The organism is Streptomyces sp. NPDC026092 (genome assembly GCF_040638605.1).
GTDB lineage: Bacteria > Actinomycetota > Actinomycetes > Streptomycetales > Streptomycetaceae > Streptomyces.
The window spans coordinates 232,922-249,497 of sequence record NZ_JBEZYN010000011.1; the positions used below are offsets into that span (position 1 = coordinate 232,922).

Consider the following 16,576-nt stretch of genomic DNA (forward strand, 5'->3'; position numbering starts at 1 on the left):
GTCTGTCACTCATGGTAAGGCCATGAGTACGGACAGTGGCTAGAGGTCTGCGGGGCCAATTGTGAGCGACCGACAGCGGATTGCCGGGGTGTCGTACCCAGCCCTCAGACGATCGAACCGTCCACGAAACACCAGCGCCAGCGCTCGTTCGGCTCGAAGGTCCGCATCACCGGGTGGCCGGTGGTCGAGAAGTGCCCGGTCGCGTGCCGCCCCGCGGAGGAGTCGCAGCAGCCCACGTGCCCGCACGTGAGGCAGATCCGCAGCTGTACGGGGTGGGTCCCGTCGCTCAGGCACTCGGGACAGGTGTCGGTCAGCGGCGCGGGTTCGGGGCGCGGCATTTCGGCAACGTGCGGGCACTCGCTCATGATGGCCAGGTTACGTGCTGGAACGAGCCGGGGACGGGGCCGACGGATGGACGCACTGCAGTTGGTGGGGCTGGTCGCGGCGAGCGCCGCGGTGGCGGGCCTGGCCCGCAGGACACCGGTCCCCGCGCCGCTGCTCCTGGTGGCCGCCGGCCTCGCCGCCGCGTACCTGCCCGGCGTCCCCGACTACACCCTCGACCCGCACATCATCCTGCCGCTCATCCTGCCCCCGCTCCTCTATACGGCGGCGGTCGACTCCTCGTACCTCGATCTGCGGGCCAACATCCGGCCCGTCGCCCTGCTCTCGGTCGGGTACGTCCTCTTCGCCACCGTCGCCGTCGGATGGCTCGCGTACGTCCTCGTCCCGGACCTGCCGCTCACGGCGGCGCTCGTGCTCGGCGCGGTCGTCGCGCCGCCGGACGCGGTCGCGGCGACGGCGATCGCGCGCAAGCTGGGGCTGCCGAACCGGATCACCACCATCCTCCAGGGCGAGTCGCTGGTGAACGACGCGACGGCCATCACCGCCTTCAAGGTCGCCCTGGCCGCCGCCGTCGGCGAGGGCATGAGCTGGGCGGGCGGCCTCGGCGAGTTCGCGCTCGCGGCGCTCGGCGGGATCGGCGTCGGCCTCGTCCTGATGGCCCCGATCCACTGGCTCCGCTGCCACCTCGGCGAGGCCCTGCTGCAGAACACCATGTCGCTCCTGATCCCCTTCGTCGCCTACGCGGCGGCCGAACAGGTCGGCGCCTCCGGAGTCCTCGCGGTGGTCGTCGTCGGGCTCTTCCTCGGCCACCGCAACTGGCAGGTCGACTTCGCGACCCGCCTCCAGGAGGAGGCCGTGTGGAAGATGGTCGCCTTCATCCTGGAGTCCGCCGTCTTCGCCCTCATCGGCCTCCAGCTGCCGTACGTCGTCGAGGGCCTCGGGCGGTACGGGATCGGCGAGGCGATCTGGTACGCCGTGGGTGTCTTCGTGGCCGTGGTCGTCGTCCGCTTCGTCTGGGTCTACCCCGCGACCTTCCTGCCCCGATGGCTGTCGGAACGGATCAGGGAACGCGAGCCGGGTGTGGACTGGAGGGCGCCGCTGATCGTCGGCTGGGCAGGCATGCGCGGTGTCGTCTCCCTCGCCATCGCCTTCTCCATCCCGGTGATGACGGACGGGGTGGAGTTCCCCGCCCGCAACCTCGTCCTCTTCCTCACCTTCACCACCGTCATCGGCACCCTGGTCGTCCAGGGGCTCACCCTGCCCCCGCTGATCCGGCTCCTGAAGCTCCCGCCCCGCGACACCTACCAGGAGACCCTCGCCGAGGCGCAGGCCCAGAGCGAGGCGTCCCAGGCGGCGGAGGAGCGCCTGCGGGCCCTGCTCGCCGACGAGCGCAACGCCCTGCCGGAGCCCCTCGCCGACCGGCTCCGCACGGTCCTGGAGCGGCGCCGCAACGCCGTGTGGGAGCGGCTCGGCTCGGTCAACGCGGTCACGGGCGAGACCGCCGACGACACCTACCGCCGGCTCTCCCGCGAGATGATCGAGGCCGAGCGCGAGGTCTTCGTCCGACTGCGCGACGAGCGCCGCATCGACGACGAGATGCTGCGCACGCTGCTGCGCCGGCTCGACCTGGAGGAGGCGGCGGCCTTCCGCGAGGAGACGTGAAGGGGCCTCAGCACGGCGCGCCCGTCACCACCGCCGCGATCCTCGTTCCCGGGTCGAACGCGCCCTCCTCGGCGAGGGCGACAAGTCCGTGGAGCATTTTGGCGACATACAGTCGCTCGATGGCGAGTCCATGCCGCGCCTCGAAGTCCTCGGCGAACGCGTCGAGCGCCGGGTTCGTACGGGCGTAACCGCCGCCGTGGAAGCGCTCGTCGAGGCTCCAGTCGCCCCGGGGGCCGCCGAACGCGGCGTGCTGCAGGGCGCGTACCTCCTCGCCCAGGAAGCCGCCCCTGAGGACCGGGACGCCCAGCGCCCGCTGTTCGGGGCCCAGGCCGGCCGCCAGGCCCGCGAGCGTGCCGCCGGTGCCGCAGGCGACGGCGACCACGTCCGCGCTCCCGCGCAGCTCGCGGCCGAGCTCCACGCAGCCCTCCACGGCGAGGGCGTTGCTGCCGCCTTCGGGGACGACACAGGTCCCCGAAGGGGACCGGTCGAGCAGCCCGGCGAGCACGTCCGGGTCCGCCTTCGCCCGGTACGTGGCCCGGTCCACGAACACCAGCCGCATCCCGTCCGCCGCGCACCGCGCCAGCGAGGGGTTCAGGGGCCGGTCGGCCAGCTCCTGGCCCCGTACGACCCCGATCGTGTCGAAGCCGAGCAGCCGGCCGGCGGCGGCCGTCGCCCGCAGGTGGTTGGAGTACGCGCCGCCGAACGTCAGCACCGGGCGGCCGTCCGCCGCGCGCAGGTTGAGCGCGAGCTTGCGCCACTTGTTGCCGGGCAGGTCCGGATGGATCAGGTCGTCGCGCTTGAGCAGCAGCCGCAGGCCCCGGCGGGTGAAGCGTTCGTCCTCGACCGGCTCCAGGGGGGACGGGAGCCGGGGCCGCAGGCGGGCGAGGTCGAACGCGTTCACCCGGCCATTGTCCACCGGGGGCGACTACCGGAGGCGCTCGGCGATCCGCGCCCGCATCGAGGCCATCGTGAACCCACGCGGATCGACCTTGCCGGGCTGCCACTCCAGATGGCCGATCACCGAGCGCTGGGTCCAGCCGTGGACCCGGCAGAGCGCCGCCGCGGCCTTCTCGATGGCCTCCAGCTGGACCTTGGGCCAGGGGTCCTGCCCGTCCCCGAGGTTCTCGCATTCGAAGCCGTAGAAGTGCCGGTTGCCGTCGGTCGTGGCCTCGTTGTCCGGCGGGAGCCGCTGCTCGGCGATGACCGCCCGCAGGACGTCGTCGTCGCCCGCCCCGGCGTGGTTGGCGCGGCCGTAGCCGACCAGGTGGACCGTGCCGTCCTTGGCGATCACGCCGTGACAGAGCGGCCCGGGCAGGGTGCTGTGACCGTCCCGGCAGAGCCGCACGGTGTTCGGGGTGCCCCGGGTGACCGTGTGGTGGATCATCACGCCGTGGACGGGCCCCCAGGGGCCCTTGTGGTTGCGGTTGTGGGTGCGCCAGTCGCCGACCTCGACGACCGTCAGACCCTCGTCGCGCAGGGCGTCGAGGAACCTGCTCGCGGACATGGGTGGGGCCATGGCCGAACTCCTTAGGGATGGCGGGACAGTTCCGGCGTACCGGAGTGTCCGCCTCCGGGCCGGCTGTTCGGGCCGTGTGCGAGCCGATCCGGACACCGGGCCACGAGGCTGGCGGGGCAGGGCTGTTCGAGTGGAAGCCGAGTGACATGCCCAGCCGGAAGCCGATCACTCCCACTCATTTGTGTAATGGCGCGCCCACGCTCCGTGCTGAAAGGCTTCCTCTCGCAGGTCATTCACATCGAGAGGGAGTTCCATGTCCGTTGGTTCGGTAGGCGACGAGGTACGCGCGGATCAGGCGACGCCGCAGCAGAGTCTCGGCACCGCCGCCGCACGGAACCTGGCGACCACCACCAAGTCGGCACCGCAGATGCAGGAGATCACCTCCCGGTGGCTCCTGCGGATGCTGCCGTGGGTGCAGGTCCAGGGCGGTACCTACCGGGTGAACCGGAGGCTCAGCTACTCGGTGGGGGACGGTCGGGTCACCTTCGTCCAGACCGGCGAGCGCGTCGCCGTCATCCCCGCCGAGCTCGGCGAACTCCCGGCGCTGCGCGGGTACGAGGACGAGGAGGCCCTCACCGAACTGGCCTCCCGGTGCCGCCAGCGTGAGTACGCGCCCGGAGAGATCATCGCCACCGCGGGCGAGCCCACCGACCGCGTCCACCTCCTGGCGCACGGCAAGGTCGAGCAGATCGGCGAGGGGCCGTACGGCGACGAGGCGATCATCGGCGTCCTCGCCGACGGCGCGCACTTCGGCGACAGCGCGCTGACCCACGCGGACGCCACGTGGGAGTGGACCGCCCGCGCGGCCACCACCTGCACCGTCCTCGAACTGACCCGCGACGACGTGCGCAACCTCGCCGAGCGCGCCACCTCGCTCGCCGACCACCTCGCGAGCGTCGCCGCCCTGCCCCACCAGCGCAGCAACCAGTTCGGCGAGGCCGCGATCGACCTCTCCGCCGGCCACGTCGGCGAGGCCGTCGTCCCGCACACGTACGTGGACTACGACGCCTCGCCGCGCGAGTACGAACTGTCGGTCGCCCAGACCGTCCTGAAGGTCCACAGCCGCGTCGCGGACCTCTACAACCAGCCGATGAACCAGACCGAGCAGCAGCTGCGGCTCACGGTCGAGGCGCTGCGCGAGCGCCAGGAGCACGAGCTGATCAACAACCGCGAGTTCGGCCTGCTCGCCAACTGCGACTACGGACAGCGCCTCCAGCCGCACGACGGCGTGCCCAGCCCCGACGACATGGACGAGCTCCTCTCCCGGCGCCGGGGCTCGAAGATGTTCATCGCCCACCCGCGCGCCATCGCCGCCTTCGGCCGCGAGTGCAACCGGCGGGGCCTCGTCCCCGAGTCCATCGAGATCAACGGCAACCGGATCCCGACCTGGCGCGGTGTCCCGATCTTCCCGAGCAACAAGATCCCGGTCTCGGACGCCCGGACCACGTCCATCATCTGCATGCGTACGGGCGAGGACGAGCAGGGCGTGATCGGCCTGCACCAGACGGGCCTCCCGGACGAGATCGAGCCCAGCCTCTCGGTGCGCTTCATGGGCATCGACGAGCAGGCGATCATCTCCTACCTGGTCACGGCCTACTACTCGGCCGCGATCCTCGTCCCCGACGCGCTCGGAGTCCTGGAGAACGTGGAGGTCAGCCGCTGGCGCTGACGCGCCGGCCCCGTGACCGTGGCGGGGGTCCGTGCCGACCGGCCCCCCGCCACGACCTCACACGCCAAGCGACTCACGAAAGAGGGGGGAAGTGTGACCATGACCCGTGACGGGCGGCCGGGACCACGGGCGGACGCTGTGGGCGACACCCAGGGCGCCGTGACGCTCCTCGACCAGACACGGAGCGTCGTCAATCCCCAACTGCGCTCGACCATCGAGTCGTTGCCCGGCTCGATACGGCGCGTCGCGATGTACCACTTCGGCTGGGAGCAGGCCGACGGCTCCCCGGCCACCGGGCAGACCGGCAAGGCGATCCGGCCCGCGCTCGTGCTCGCCGCCACCCGCGCGCTCGGCGGCGACCCGGCGCCCGCCGTGCGGGCCGCCACGGCCGTGGAGCTCGCGCACAACTTCACGCTGCTCCACGACGACATCGTGGACGAGGACCCGACCCGCCGGCACCGGCCCACGGCCTGGACGGTGTTCGGCATCCCCGACGCGCTGATCGCGGGCGACGCCATGCTCGCCCTGGCGTTACGGCTCCTCGCCGAGGACGGCCACCCCGCCTCGGCGGCCGCCTCCGCGCGGCTCGCCGCGAGCGTCATCGAACTCTGTGCCGGCCAGCAGGCGGACTGCGCCTTCGAACACCGGGGCCCGCGCGAGGTGACCCTGGACGAGTGCCTGGCGATGGCCACCGCCAAGACGGGCGCCCTGCTCGGCTGCGCCTGCGCCCTCGGCGCGCTGTACGCGGGCGCGGGGGAGGAGGAGGTCGCGGCGATGGACGCGTTCGGCCGGGAGGCCGGGCTCGCCTTCCAGCTCATCGACGACCTGATCGGCATCTGGGGCGACCCGGAGCGCACGGGCAAGCCGGCGGGCGCCGATCTCGTCGCGCACAAGAAGTCGCTTCCGGTGGTCGCGGCGCTCGCCTCCGGCACGGCGGCCGGGGAGGAGCTGGCCGAGCTGTACGCCCGTGAGGAACTCGACGCGGCGGCGGTGCGGGCGGCGGCGGACGCCGTCGAGCGGGCCGGCGGCCGGGACTGGGCGCAGGCCCAGGCGGCCGACCTGATGGCCCGCGCGGTCGAGCATCTCTCCCGGGCGGTGCCGGATCTGGAGGCCGCCGGGGACCTGCTCGCCCTGGCGGAGTTCGTCACGCGCCGGACGCGGTGACGGGCGGGCGCGGTGACGGGCTCGCCCCGGGACCGGGCGGTCAGGCCTCCGGCACGATCCGGTTGACCACGGTCTCGATGAGGTCGTCCAGTTCGCGGTCGTCGTGCAGGCCGGGGACCGTGAAGTGGTCGAAGAGCAGCCCGGTGAGGGCGAAGTAGAGCAGCCGGACCGTGTCCGCGTCGCCCGGCATCCCGGACTCGATGTGCGTGCGGATGTTGAAGTCGAGGTCCGAGCGCAGCACCTTGGTGAGCTGCTTGCGCAGCTCCGGGCGGCGCGTGGCCTCCAGACGGAGTTCGAAGAGGCCCAGATAGCAGGTGCGTTCGGCGGCCATCCGCCGGGCGAGCCAGCGCATCAGCTCGACGACAAGGGCCCGGCTGGGCTTCGGCCGCATGGCCGTGGCGAGCGAGTCCGGCTCCGGGGTCATCCGGACGAAGATGCGGTCCGCGACCTGGGAGAGCAGCTGGTCCCGGTCGGAGAAGTAGTTGGACGAGGTGCCCGTGGGGACACCTGCCCGGGCATCCACGGCCCGGAAGGTGAGCCCACGGGCACCCTCGTCCCCGAGCACCTCGATCGCCGCGTCGAGCAGGGCCGTACGGCGTTCCGGGTTTCTGGCCACCGGACCTCCTGATTCCACTTCTCGTTGGACTTCTTCGGAAGATAGCTCTTGCGTAACCACTACAAGTGAAGCACTATAACCGTCGTGGTTGCGATCGCAGCTCACGACGCGAAGACGAAAAGGACCGGTTTGCGCAAGCTCACCTATTTCATCGCCTGCTCCATCGACGGCTTCATCGGTGACCCCGATGGCGACGCCGCTTCCATGTACCAGTTCGTGGACGCGCCGTTCCTGGAGTTCCTGAAGGGCGAATACCCGGAGACCATCTCGGCGCAGGGGCGTGAGGCCCTCGGGATCGACTCCGAGAACAAGCGGTTCGACACGGTCATCCAGGGCCTGAACTCGTACAAGCTCGCCCTGGACATCGGTGTCACCAGCCCGTACGGCCACCTGCGGGAGATCGTCGCGACGCGCTCGCTCGCCGAGTCGCCCGACCCGAACGTCGAGCTGATCGCCGACGACCTGGTCGGCCGGGTCCGGGAGCTGAAGGCCGAGGACAGCCCGCTCGGGATCTGGGTCTGCGGTGGTTCGCAGATCGCCGGCGCGCTGATCGAGGAGATCGACGAGCTGGTCATCAAGACGTACCCGCAGGTCTACGGCTCCGGCATGCCGATGTTCGGCGCCGGCTTCGAGCCCCGCGACTTCGAGCTGGGCGAGGTGCGCGTGTTCGACAACGGGGTGCTCGTCCGGACGTACACCAGGAAGCGGTGACCGAGGGCGCGCCCTACCCTGGGAGGTATGGGCAGCGAGACCCCGCGTACGGTACGGGACCCGCAGGCCACGCCCGTGTGCCCGGCCTGCGGAGACCCCGTCGGACTCGTCGCGAAGCGGCACAAGGTCCTGGGGGCCTGGGTGCCGGAGTGGGAAGTGCAGCCGTGCCGGAATCCGCGGTGCGCGCGGCACGAACGTCTTGAGGGCGCCGAGGGCGGCGAGGGCCCGGAGGGCGGCGAGGGAGCCGGTCCCGAGGGCACCGCGGAGGCGGCGCGAGAAGCGGGCGGGGCAGGCGGTACGGAAGCCGCTACCACGCACGTGACCGGCAAGAACGGCGAGATCGGGAGAAGTCCGGCCACAGGGTGACCGGGCCGCGCGAAGGAGTCGTTCCGCCCGCTACAGTCCGCGCATGTCATCGGAGTCGACGGAAGTCTGGACCGGCTGGTACCGGGACCGCAGCGGCGCGGAAGCGATCGCGATCACGGTGGACGGACAGCAGGTGTCCGCCCGCATCAGGGGTGTCGCGTACACGGGCGCGACCTTCGCCGCGCTGAGCGCGGCGGAGAAGGGCGGCGAAGCCCTCACCGGGTGCGTACTGGAATGGGACCTGCCGCTTCCCGTCGTCCTGGACGGCGTCAGCCAGCAGGCCACCCTCAGCTGCCTGCTGACCCTCGGCGAGCGGGCCGACCTGAGCCTGACCCTGCACTACGGCGGGACGGCCTACGAGTCGGGCATCGCCGGCGGCGACTTCGAGGAGGCGCTCGACCGGGTGAGGCGTCAGCTCCCGGCCGGGGCGGCGTTCGGCCGCCGCCTCCTGCAGACGGCCTGAGACCCGGGGCCCGGGTCCGGGCCCGCGGATCGGGGCGTACGGCGGTCAGACCAGGCCGTCCCAGCCCCAGCGCGGAGTGGGGCCGGGGTCGCCGAGATCCGTGCCGGGCGCCGAGCCCGAGACCTCCTTGGCGATCTTCGTCCCCCAGTCGAAGTACTCCACCACCCGGCGGCGCAGCAGGGCGTCGTCCGGCAGCTCCTTCTCCACCGCCGCCGTCATCAGCTCCATCCAGCGCAGCCGCTGCTCCTCGGTGATGGCGAGCCCGAGATGGGCGCGGAGCAGCGCCTGATGCCCGCCCAGTTCCGCCGTGAACTCGGCGGGCCCGGAGAACACCTCGGCCAGCCACACGGCGACGTGCTCGACGTGGGCGGGGGTGAAGTCCGCGAAGACCGGCGCGAGGAGCGGGTCGGCCAGGACCGCCTCGTAGAAGGTGTCGGAGAGCCGGCGCAGCGCGTCGGCTCCGCCCACGGCCTCGTACAGGGTGTTCGTGCGACGCTCGGCGGTCACGGGACGCCTCCGGGTTCGGTCCGTCCGGGATCTGTCCCCACAGCATTCACTCAACACGGCCTGAAACCAAGGATGTTCGCCCACAGCGCGCGCGTCGTTCGCGCAAACCCGCGGCGGGGCGGACGGCCGTGAGCCGTCCGCCCCGCCGGGGTGGGGGGTGTGAGAGGCAGGTCAGAACGTCTTGGCGGCCGAGGCGAGGCCGAAGCGCCACAGCTGGTCGACGCGCGCCCGCTCCTGGGAGTTGGGCTGGGCGTTCTGACAGGATGTGCCCGGGCCGCCGCCCGACATCAGCTCGCTGCACGGGCCGGAGTAGTGGTCCGGGAGGCCGAGGACGTGCCCGGTCTCGTGGGCGGTGACGCGGGTGGAGTTGTACTGCTGGTTCTGCCGGTAGTCGAGGAAGATGTAGCCGTTGCCGTGCCCGTCGGTGCTGGCGTACGAGCCGCGCGAGTCATTGCCCTCGTAGTAGGCGAAGTCGGCGTTGCTGCCCTCCACCAGCCGTACGTTGACGACCGAGCTGTTCCATATCTGGGTGCTCCGGGCGATCTGGGTGCGGAAGCTCGGGGCGTTGGCGGCGCTGTAGACGACGGTGACGGCGGCGGCGCCGGGGTTGGCGGCCCGCTTCTTCGCCACGGACTTCATGACGGCCTCGTGGAACGCCTTGGTCGCCTTGGCGTCCTCGGCGGATCCGGCGTAGGCCGCGTACCCGGCGGTCGCCGAGGACGGGGCGGCGGGTGCCGCGGCGACGGCCACCGGCGCGGCGCCGAGTGCGGCGGCGAGGCCCAGGCCGAGGGTGGCGGCGAGGGAGGCGGTGAGGACCTTGGGGTGTCGCATGGGGGGCTCCTCCTGGATCGGTTGGAGAGAGTGTCGGGGGAGCCGGGGTGCGTAGGGATGATGGCAGCAGGTGATAGCACGAACACATCACCGGCGATCGGTGGGCCTCGTTCAGTCTGTCTGAACTTCCTTGCAATGAAAGGGAATTGGGGCGACTTGGGTGTCTGGTGCGGCATCCGGTGCCGTCCTACTCTCAGGTCATGGAGCTGGAGGTGAGGCATCTGCGCGCGCTCTGCGCGATCGCGGAGACGGGCAGCCTGCACAAGGCGGCGCGTCAACTGGGCATGAGCCAGCCCTCGTTGACGACTCAGCTGCGCCGGATCGAGAACTCCCTGGGCGCGGAGCTGTTCTCGCGCGGCCGCACCGGCTGCCGGCCCACACCGCTCGGCCGCTCGGTGCTCAGCCGGGCCAGGCCGCTCGTCGACCAGATGGCGATGCTGATCAGCGAGACCAGGGCCGAGGCGGCGCGCACCGACGGGCCCCGGCTGCGGGTCGGCTCGACGGCGAGCAGGGCCCTGCCGGGCTGGCTGCGCCGACTGCGTCAGGGGCTCCCCGGCACGGACATCGGGCTCCACATGGACGTCTCCGCCAACGCGCTGGTGCGGTCGGTCGCGGCGGGCCAGCTGGACGTGGCCTTCGTCCACGAGGTCGAGGGGTGCCCGCTGCGGGTGCCGGAGGGGCTCCAGGAGCGCGTACTGATCGAACGGGAGCCGCAGTTCGTCTCGTTGGCCGCGGACCATCCGGCGGCGCGGCACCCGGTGGTGGAGCTGACCGACCTCGCCGAGGACCGCTGGATGGTCGACCCGACGGTGGACGGCGAGTGGGACGGGCTGAGACGGGTCCTGAGCGAGGCCGGCATCGATCCGCCACTGCTGCACTGCGATTACCACACGGCGGCGTCCCTGATCGTCCTCGGCGAGGCGGTGGCGCCGTGCCAGCCGACATCGTTGCCGCGGGAGGATCTGGCGATCCGTCCCTTACGGGACGACCCCTTGGCGGTCCGTCTCCTGCTCTACGCGCGCGAGGGAGCCTCGCTCGACCCGCTGTACGACGATCTGGCGGCGGCCTACCGGGAGGCGGCGCTGCGGGCGGCGCCGTACCGGCAGTGGCTCCGGCGGAACGGGATGTCGGTGGGGGCGGGCATGATGACGGTATGACGGACAGTTCGGATCGCGCGGGCATGGGGCATACGGGAGGCCGGCGGGCAGCTCGTGAAGGCGGGGGACATGCGATGAGCGCGGCACCTGCGGCTCGTATCCGGCACGCCCGCCGGGAGGACCTGGACCGGGTGGCCGAGCTGGCCGCCGAACACGCCGCGTACGAGAAGGCGACGCCCCCGGCCCCGGGCTTGGCGAGGCGCCTGGAACCCTTGATCTTCGGCACATCGGACGCACCCGGTCGTCCCGATCACCCCCGCCTGCGCTGCCTGGTGGCGGAACTCCCGGACGGCCGCCTGGTCGGCTACGCCACGTGCGCGCCCGAGCTCTCCACCTGGGACGGCGCCGAGTACCTCCACATGGACTGCCTCTACCTCGCGGCGACGGAGCGCGGCCTGGGCCTGGGCCCCCTCTTCATGGCGGCCCTGCGCGAGGAGGCCCGGTCCCTGGGCCTGACGGAGATCCAGTGGCAGACGCCGACCTGGAACGAGGGCGCGATCCGTTTCTACGACCGCCTGGGCGCCACGTCGAAGCAGAAGCTGCGCTACGCGCTGCCGGTGGAGCCGGTGTAGTCGCGAGTGGGCGAGGGACAGGACGACGATGAATGGTTACGGTGGCACGCCATGACCAGCAGAACTCCTGTAAGCCCCACGTCGATCAGGCTCATCGAGCCCTCCGACGCCCCCGCACTCGCCGACCTGCTCGCCGAGGACCAGCAGGCGTACGCGCGCTGGCTGCCCGAGAGACCCGCGGAGTTCTACACGCCGGCCGGACAGGCCCAGGTCGTCGAATCCCTCCTGGACGCCCACGGCCGGGGACTCGCATGGCCCGGAGTCGTGCTCTCGGGCGGGACGGTCATCGGCCAGATCACCATCGGCTCGATCCTGCGAGGCCCCTTCCAGAAGGGCTACCTCGGCTACTGGATCTCCTCCCACCACGAGGGCCTCGGCCACACGAGCCGAGCCGTCGCCCTGGCCCTGCGGGTCGCCGCGGACGACCTGAACCTGCACCGCCTGGAGGCCCACACCCAACTGGACAACCTCGCGTCCCAGGCCATCCTCCGCAAACACGGCTTCACCTCGTGGGGCATCGCCCACGCCCACTTCTACGCCGCCGGCGCCTGGCGCGACGAGGTCTTCTGGGAACGCCGACTGACCGGCACCTCGCCTCGCTGACCCGGCCGCCGCAAGCACGCCGAACCCGACGGCCGCCCGCCACGGCCCGCCGATCCGCTGGGGAGCTTCCTCCATGGACTGCTCACCATGGACGCCCTCTTTGCCGCCGGTGGGCTGCGGGTCACCGACACGACAACCGGCCTCACCCTGCTGCCGGGCTGCTGCACCGGGCTGGAGGAGTGGCGCGACGGGCTCGTCGACGGCGACGGCAAGGCCACCTTCGGGCACGATCCGTCCCCGCTCGCCGAACGCGTCGGCAGTGCGGCCCGATTGACCGTTGACGCCGAGTCCTCGACCTGCCCGCACCGCCGAGGCGGTAGGACTCCGCCCCGCGCGGTGCCGCCCTGCGGCGGCGGTGCGTCAGCTGTCCGCGGGTTCGTCGCCCGCCTGCCCGGCGCCCTTGGCCGTGCCTGTCTTCTCGCGCATCTTGCGTACCAGCTCCGCCTTCTTTTCCGCTGCGGTCTGGCGGTCGAGGTTGCGGTGCGGGCCGTTGTTCTGCCGTTCGGCGCGGGACAGCTTCTTGCGCTGGCCGCCGCCCTGGCCCACGGGGTTGTTGATGTTCTTGCTGTCGGTCACGGGTTCTCCCGGTAAGAATGGAAAGGATCTACGGATTCATCGGTGGGGGCGGGCGGCGACGTCGAAGAACGTCAGCAGAGGCCCATCACGCGCTCACTCGTGAATCGGTGTCTGGAAGAACATGACAAAGACGTTACCCGGTTCCGTCGGCTCCGCACGCCAACACTTTCGCCGCCCGGAACCGGCCGGGCCTTCGGCGAGCGCCCGGGGTCGGCCGTTCTTTCACTCGGCCGTCCGTGCGTCCGTGCCCGCCGCCCATCCTCCGGAGATGCCGACGTGACCGAGCTGTCCGCCGCCCATGACGCCGCCGCCACCGATCGGGCCCGCCTCGCGGGCAGTGCCTACAACGGAGACAGAGATCTGGCGGCCCGGCAGGCGCTCTACCGGTGGCAGACGCCCCGGTACGACCTTCCGGGGCTCGTCGCCGAGCAGTTGGGGGAGGTGCGCGGGCGGGTCGTCGACATCGGCTGCGGCAACGGCAAGTACGTCGAGCGGATTCGCCGGGACCGGCCCGACCTGGATCTGCTCGGACTCGACATCGCACCCGGCATCCTCGCCGGCGTCCCCGGGGCGGTCGCCGTCGCGGACGCCACGAGGCTGCCGCTGGCGGCCGGGAGCGTCGCTGCCGCTCTCGCGCTCCACATGCTCTACCACGTGCCCGACATCCCCCAGGCGGTCAGGGAGCTGGGCCGGGTCGTCGCCCCTGGCGGGATGGTGGTCGCCTCCACCAACAGCGCACGGGACAAGCTCGAACTCGAGGAGCTGTGGCAGCGCGCGGCCGGCGACGTCCTCGGGATCGAACGCGGGCCGGCCCGGATCTCGATCGGTGCCCGGTTCTCCCTGGAGAACGCACCGGCGCTGCTCGGCCAGGAGTTCAGCCGCGTGGAGGTCATCGAGCTTCCCGGCACCATCACCGTCCGCGACCCCGAGCCCGTCATCGCCCACATGGCTTCGTACCGCGCCTGGGCGGACCAGCACGACGTGCCGTTCGACCCGACCATCGACCGGGCCCGTGCCCTTCTCGCCGACCGCATCGACCGTCACGGCTCGTACGAGGTCCAGAGCTTGAGCGGTCTCCTCGTCTGCCGCCGGTGAGCCGTACAAGCCACGAGCACGCCGAAGGGCCCGTCCGGGGTTGCCGGGCGGGCCCTTCGGGTGGTGCTGGTGGGGAGGGAAGAAGGTCAGGCCTTCTTCGTCTCCCAGAAGATCCGGTCGACCTCGGCGATGAGCTCCAGCGCCTTCTCGCCCGTCTTCGGGTCCGTCGACGCCTTCGCGGCCGAGAGGGCCTTCAGGGTGTCGTTGATGAGCGCGTGCAGCTCGGGGTACTTCTCGAAGTGCGGGGGCTTGAAGTAGTCGCTCCACAGCACCGAGATGTGGTGCTTCGCGAGCTCCGCGCGCTGTTCCTTGATGACCGTGGCACGCGCGCGGAAGTGCGCGTCCTCGTTGGCCTGGTACTTCTCCTGAACGGCCTTGACCGACTCGGCCTCGATGCGGGCCTGGGCCGGGTCGTAGACACCGCAGGGGAGGTCGCAGTGGGCGCTGACCTTCACCTTGGGGGCAAACAGGCGGGAGAGCATGCAGCTGTCCTTCCTCGTGATCGTCTTCTCAGGTGGGAGATTACTCCCCGAGAAGGCGGTTTTCGCGAGCGCCCCCAGGGGCTTAGGACAAAAGTCCAGGGTCACCATGGGACTCGTGGACGAGTGGACGAGCGGTCGAGCGAGTGGACGTGCGCGTGGATGAGCGGATCAGGAGGCGGCTTCGCATGACGGACGCGGGGAGTCAACAGAGGCCCGGAGCCGGGCCTCTGTTCGGGATCGCCGAGGTCACCGGGATTTCCATGGTGCCCACCTTGCTCCATGGGGACCGGCTGTTGGTGCGGTACGGCGCGCGGCTGCGGGCCGGCGACGTCGCCGTGCTGCGGCATCCGCTCCAGCAGGATCTCCTCATCGTCAAGCGTCTGGTCGAGCGACAGGGCGGCGGGTGGTGGGTGCTCGGCGACAACCCCGGCGCCGAGGGGGACAGCCGGGTGTTCGGTGTCGTGCCGGGCGAGCTGGTCCTGGGGCGCGTACGGGCGCGGTACCGGCCCGTCACGCCCGGGCGTCAGCGGTCGGCCGGTGTGCTGCTCTCCTGGTTGTTCTCGGCCGTCAGGCCGGTCGGGTCCGACCGTTCGGCCTCCAGACGCTTGCGGGCCCGGTAGGCGGCCACGTTGGCGCGGGTCGCGCAGCGGTCCGAGCAGTAGCGGCGGGAGCGGTTGGTCGAGGTGTCGAGGTACGCGTTGCGGCAGGGCGGCGCCTGGCAGAGGCCGAGCCGGTCGGCGCCGAACTCCGTCAGGTGGAAGGCGAGTCCCATCGCCGCGATCGCCGCGAACCCCGCCGTCGCGTTCGAGGGGTGATCGGCGAGGTGCATGTGCCAGCGCGGATGCCCCTCGTCGTCCAGGTAGTCGTGGCCCGAGATCTGCGGGCTGACGGGGAACTCCAGGAGCAGTGAGTTCAGCAGGTCCACCGCCTGCCGGTGGTCGCCCTCGTCCGCCGCGGTGAAGACCGCCCGCAGCCGGGTGCGTACCGAACGGAAGCGCGTCACGTCGGCGTCCGTCGCCCGCCTGGCCATCTGCGAGGCCGCGCCGAAGAGCTCCCTGACCGCCTCGACCGACGTCAGCGAGTCCTTGTTGCGGGCCGGCTCCTCGGTGTTGACCAGACGCACGGCGTAATCCGAGTAATAGGCCAGTTCCACTTGTAGTCCTTACGGTGGAGGGCTAGGGTCGGGGGCGGAAGGGGTAATGGACGGTACCCCTTCGAGGGTATTACGGATCGGGTGGAGGGGTGTCATGACGGACGCGGCAGCGACCGGAACCGACTGGGCGGCCTGGCAGGAGAGCTGGGACCGTCAGCAGGAGTGGTACATGCCGGACCGCGAGGAGCGGTTCCGCGTGATGCTCGACATGGTCGAGGCCGTGGTGGGGCCCGAGCCCCGCGTCCTCGACCTGGCGTGCGGTACTGGGAGTATCACGGATCGGCTCCTCAAGAGGTTCCCGAAGGCGACCAGCGTCGGCGTCGACCTCGACCCCGCGCTGCTCGCCATCGCCCGCGGGTCCTTCGACGGCGACGAGCGCGTCAGCTTCCTCACCGCCGACCTCAAGGACCCCAAGTGGGTCGAGGAGCTGCCGCACGGTTCGTACGACGCCGTGCTCACCGCCACCGCGCTCCACTGGCTCCACACCGAGCCGCTCACCGCGCTCTACGGTCAGCTCGCCGGCCTCGTCCGCGACGGCGGCGTCTTCATGAACGCCGACCACATGATCGACGAGACCACGCCCCGTATCAACGCCGCCGAGCGCGCCCACCGGCACACCGTCATGGACCGCGCCAAGGACGCCGGCGCGCTCGACTGGGCCGCCTGGTGGGCCGTGGCCGCCCAGGACCCGGTCCTCGCCGGGCCGACCGCCCGCCGCTTCGAGATCTACGGCGAGCACGCCGACGGCGACATGCCCTCGGCCCGCCGCCACGCCGAGATCCTCCGCGCCGCCGGCTTCGACGAGGCCCGTGCCGTCTGGGCCTCGCCTTCCGACACCCTTCTGCTCGCGCTGAAGTAGGTACGCGAAGGGGCGGTACGGGTTCCGTCCCGTACCGCCCCTTCTGCGTTCTGCCTGCCCCCTACAGCACCTTCGACAGGAACGCCTTGGTCCTGTCGTGCTGCGGGTCGGTCAGGACGTCGCGCGGGTGGCCGGATTCGACCACGACGCCGCCGTCCATGAAGACCAGGTTGTCGCCGACCTCGCGGGCGAAGCCCATCTCGTGGGTCACGACGATCATGGTCATGCCGGA

The 16,576-nt window shown here is 71.4% G+C and carries 21 protein-coding genes and 1 pseudogene; 12 read left to right on the forward strand and 10 right to left on the reverse strand.

Annotated features, from left to right (window positions below; all coding sequences use genetic code 11):
- Positions 1 to 104: 104 nt before the first annotated feature.
- Positions 105 to 365 carry a UBP-type zinc finger domain-containing protein gene (locus AB0F56_RS20305; protein WP_362011397.1) on the reverse strand — a complete coding sequence of 87 codons (261 nt, stop codon included), beginning with the start codon at positions 363 to 365 and terminating at the stop codon, positions 105 to 107.
- Positions 366 to 411: 46 nt separating this feature from the next.
- On the opposite strand from AB0F56_RS20305, the gene AB0F56_RS20310 reads away from it, so the two are divergent.
- On the forward strand, positions 412 to 2,004 hold the full coding sequence (locus tag AB0F56_RS20310) for a Na+/H+ antiporter (protein ID WP_362011400.1): 1,593 nt from the start codon (positions 412 to 414) through the stop codon (positions 2,002 to 2,004).
- A 7-nt stretch (positions 2,005 to 2,011) separates the two neighbouring features.
- Here AB0F56_RS20310 and AB0F56_RS20315 read toward each other — a convergent pair whose 3' ends face one another.
- Both AB0F56_RS20315 and AB0F56_RS20320 read right to left on the reverse strand, forming a co-directional pair.
- Positions 2,012 to 2,905 carry a pyridoxal-phosphate dependent enzyme gene (locus AB0F56_RS20315; protein ID WP_362011402.1) on the reverse strand — a complete coding sequence of 298 codons (894 nt, stop codon included), beginning with the start codon at positions 2,903 to 2,905 and terminating at the stop codon, positions 2,012 to 2,014.
- A 24-nt stretch (positions 2,906 to 2,929) separates the two neighbouring features.
- The gene (locus tag AB0F56_RS20320) at positions 2,930 to 3,520 is read right to left on the reverse strand and encodes an N-acetylmuramoyl-L-alanine amidase (protein WP_362011404.1); all 591 of its coding nucleotides are present in this window, start codon (positions 3,518 to 3,520) and stop codon (positions 2,930 to 2,932) included.
- A gap of 253 nt (positions 3,521 to 3,773) precedes the next feature.
- Here AB0F56_RS20320 and AB0F56_RS20325 point away from each other — a divergent pair, with 253 nt between their 5' ends.
- Complete coding sequence (locus AB0F56_RS20325; protein WP_362011407.1) at positions 3,774 to 5,189, forward strand: family 2B encapsulin nanocompartment shell protein; 1,416 nt, start codon at positions 3,774 to 3,776, stop codon at positions 5,187 to 5,189.
- Positions 5,190 to 5,288: 99 nt separating this feature from the next.
- The gene (locus AB0F56_RS20330) at positions 5,289 to 6,353 is read left to right on the forward strand and encodes a family 2 encapsulin nanocompartment cargo protein polyprenyl transferase (protein WP_362011481.1); all 1,065 of its coding nucleotides are present in this window, start codon (positions 5,289 to 5,291) and stop codon (positions 6,351 to 6,353) included.
- Between the two features lie 40 nt (positions 6,354 to 6,393).
- On the opposite strand, the gene AB0F56_RS20335 is transcribed toward AB0F56_RS20330, so the two are convergent.
- On the reverse strand, positions 6,394 to 6,969 hold the full coding sequence (locus tag AB0F56_RS20335; protein WP_362011409.1) for a TetR family transcriptional regulator: 576 nt from the start codon (positions 6,967 to 6,969) through the stop codon (positions 6,394 to 6,396).
- A gap of 129 nt (positions 6,970 to 7,098) precedes the next feature.
- Here AB0F56_RS20335 and AB0F56_RS20340 point away from each other — a divergent pair, with 129 nt between their 5' ends.
- The 3 genes from AB0F56_RS20340 to AB0F56_RS20350 are packed head-to-tail and all read left to right on the forward strand — an operon-like array spanning position 7,099 to position 8,509.
- The gene (locus tag AB0F56_RS20340; protein ID WP_362011412.1) at positions 7,099 to 7,680 is read left to right on the forward strand and encodes a dihydrofolate reductase; all 582 of its coding nucleotides are present in this window, start codon (positions 7,099 to 7,101) and stop codon (positions 7,678 to 7,680) included.
- Positions 7,681 to 7,707: 27 nt separating this feature from the next.
- Complete coding sequence (locus tag AB0F56_RS20345) at positions 7,708 to 8,046, forward strand: hypothetical protein (RefSeq protein WP_362011414.1); 339 nt, start codon at positions 7,708 to 7,710, stop codon at positions 8,044 to 8,046.
- Positions 8,047 to 8,089: 43 nt separating this feature from the next.
- Complete coding sequence (locus tag AB0F56_RS20350; RefSeq protein WP_362011417.1) at positions 8,090 to 8,509, forward strand: DUF6304 family protein; 420 nt, start codon at positions 8,090 to 8,092, stop codon at positions 8,507 to 8,509.
- Between the two features lie 45 nt (positions 8,510 to 8,554).
- On the opposite strand, the gene AB0F56_RS20355 is transcribed toward AB0F56_RS20350, so the two are convergent.
- Together AB0F56_RS20355 and snpA are read right to left on the reverse strand one after the other, a co-directional pair.
- Positions 8,555 to 9,016 (reverse strand): group II truncated hemoglobin, encoded by a 462-nt coding sequence (locus tag AB0F56_RS20355; protein WP_362011419.1) that lies wholly within the window; start codon positions 9,014 to 9,016, stop codon positions 8,555 to 8,557.
- 171 nt (positions 9,017 to 9,187) lie between these two features.
- Positions 9,188 to 9,847, reverse strand: coding sequence for a snapalysin (gene snpA, locus AB0F56_RS20360; protein WP_362011422.1), 660 nt, complete (start codon positions 9,845 to 9,847; stop codon positions 9,188 to 9,190).
- A gap of 200 nt (positions 9,848 to 10,047) precedes the next feature.
- Here snpA and AB0F56_RS20365 point away from each other — a divergent pair, with 200 nt between their 5' ends.
- The 3 genes from AB0F56_RS20365 (at position 10,048) to AB0F56_RS20375 (ending at position 12,179) form a co-directional block, all read left to right on the forward strand.
- Positions 10,048 to 11,004 (forward strand): LysR family transcriptional regulator, encoded by a 957-nt coding sequence (locus tag AB0F56_RS20365; protein WP_362011425.1) that lies wholly within the window; start codon positions 10,048 to 10,050, stop codon positions 11,002 to 11,004.
- Positions 11,005 to 11,078: 74 nt separating this feature from the next.
- Positions 11,079 to 11,576: a GNAT family N-acetyltransferase gene (locus AB0F56_RS20370; RefSeq protein ID WP_362011427.1), complete on the forward strand. Its 498-nt coding sequence runs from the start codon at positions 11,079 to 11,081 to the stop codon at positions 11,574 to 11,576.
- A gap of 51 nt (positions 11,577 to 11,627) precedes the next feature.
- A complete protein-coding gene (locus AB0F56_RS20375) occupies positions 11,628 to 12,179 on the forward strand; it encodes a GNAT family protein (protein WP_362011428.1) in 552 nt (183 codons plus the stop codon).
- Between the two features lie 360 nt (positions 12,180 to 12,539).
- On the opposite strand, the gene AB0F56_RS20380 is transcribed toward AB0F56_RS20375, so the two are convergent.
- Complete coding sequence (locus AB0F56_RS20380; RefSeq protein WP_362011431.1) at positions 12,540 to 12,755, reverse strand: DUF6243 family protein; 216 nt, start codon at positions 12,753 to 12,755, stop codon at positions 12,540 to 12,542.
- A gap of 276 nt (positions 12,756 to 13,031) precedes the next feature.
- Between AB0F56_RS20380 and AB0F56_RS20385 the strand changes: the two genes are divergently transcribed.
- Positions 13,032 to 13,850 (forward strand): class I SAM-dependent methyltransferase, encoded by an 819-nt coding sequence (locus AB0F56_RS20385; protein ID WP_362011434.1) that lies wholly within the window; start codon positions 13,032 to 13,034, stop codon positions 13,848 to 13,850.
- A gap of 86 nt (positions 13,851 to 13,936) precedes the next feature.
- Here the strand turns inward: AB0F56_RS20385 and sodN are convergent, their stop codons facing one another.
- Positions 13,937 to 14,332: a superoxide dismutase, Ni gene (gene sodN / locus AB0F56_RS20390; protein WP_315891151.1), complete on the reverse strand. Its 396-nt coding sequence runs from the start codon at positions 14,330 to 14,332 to the stop codon at positions 13,937 to 13,939.
- Between the two features lie 185 nt (positions 14,333 to 14,517).
- Between sodN and sodX the strand changes: the two genes are divergently transcribed.
- On the forward strand, positions 14,518 to 14,952 hold the full coding sequence (gene sodX, locus AB0F56_RS20395; protein WP_362011437.1) for a nickel-type superoxide dismutase maturation protease: 435 nt from the start codon (positions 14,518 to 14,520) through the stop codon (positions 14,950 to 14,952).
- Here sodX and AB0F56_RS20400 read toward each other — a convergent pair.
- A complete protein-coding gene (locus AB0F56_RS20400) occupies positions 14,856 to 15,485 on the reverse strand; it encodes a CGNR zinc finger domain-containing protein (RefSeq protein ID WP_362011440.1) in 630 nt (209 codons plus the stop codon). The two genes, sodX and AB0F56_RS20400, sit on opposite strands and share 97 nt — an antisense overlap.
- Before the next feature lie 94 nt (positions 15,486 to 15,579).
- Between AB0F56_RS20400 and AB0F56_RS20405 the strand changes: the two genes are divergently transcribed.
- Positions 15,580 to 16,344, forward strand: a complete 765-nt coding sequence (locus AB0F56_RS20405; RefSeq protein ID WP_362011443.1) for a class I SAM-dependent methyltransferase — start codon at positions 15,580 to 15,582, stop codon at positions 16,342 to 16,344.
- A 61-nt stretch (positions 16,345 to 16,405) separates the two neighbouring features.
- Here the strand turns inward: AB0F56_RS20405 and AB0F56_RS20410 are convergent.
- Positions 16,406 to 16,576 (reverse strand): annotated as a pseudogene (locus tag AB0F56_RS20410) (ectoine/hydroxyectoine ABC transporter ATP-binding protein EhuA); the annotation flags it as partial.

Coding starts and splice junctions, on each gene's coding strand:
- AB0F56_RS20365 (WP_362011425.1), top strand. CDS start 10,048: ATGGAGCTGGAGGTGAGGCATCTGCGCGCGCTCTGCGCGATCGCGGAG.
- AB0F56_RS20310 (WP_362011400.1), top strand. CDS start 412: ATGGACGCACTGCAGTTGGTGGGGCTGGTCGCGGCGAGCGCCGCGGTG.
- snpA (WP_362011422.1), bottom strand. CDS start 9,847: ATGCGACACCCCAAGGTCCTCACCGCCTCCCTCGCCGCCACCCTCGGC.
- AB0F56_RS20370 (WP_362011427.1), top strand. CDS start 11,079: ATGAGCGCGGCACCTGCGGCTCGTATCCGGCACGCCCGCCGGGAGGAC.
- AB0F56_RS20305 (WP_362011397.1), bottom strand. CDS start 365: ATGAGCGAGTGCCCGCACGTTGCCGAAATGCCGCGCCCCGAACCCGCG.
- AB0F56_RS20325 (WP_362011407.1), top strand. CDS start 3,774: ATGTCCGTTGGTTCGGTAGGCGACGAGGTACGCGCGGATCAGGCGACG.
- AB0F56_RS20375 (WP_362011428.1), top strand. CDS start 11,628: ATGACCAGCAGAACTCCTGTAAGCCCCACGTCGATCAGGCTCATCGAG.
- sodX (WP_362011437.1), top strand. CDS start 14,518: ATGACGGACGCGGGGAGTCAACAGAGGCCCGGAGCCGGGCCTCTGTTC.
- AB0F56_RS20330 (WP_362011481.1), top strand. CDS start 5,289: ATGACCCGTGACGGGCGGCCGGGACCACGGGCGGACGCTGTGGGCGAC.
- AB0F56_RS20320 (WP_362011404.1), bottom strand. CDS start 3,520: ATGGCCCCACCCATGTCCGCGAGCAGGTTCCTCGACGCCCTGCGCGAC.
- AB0F56_RS20350 (WP_362011417.1), top strand. CDS start 8,090: ATGTCATCGGAGTCGACGGAAGTCTGGACCGGCTGGTACCGGGACCGC.
- sodN (WP_315891151.1), bottom strand. CDS start 14,332: ATGCTCTCCCGCCTGTTTGCCCCCAAGGTGAAGGTCAGCGCCCACTGC.
- AB0F56_RS20405 (WP_362011443.1), top strand. CDS start 15,580: ATGACGGACGCGGCAGCGACCGGAACCGACTGGGCGGCCTGGCAGGAG.
- AB0F56_RS20345 (WP_362011414.1), top strand. CDS start 7,708: ATGGGCAGCGAGACCCCGCGTACGGTACGGGACCCGCAGGCCACGCCC.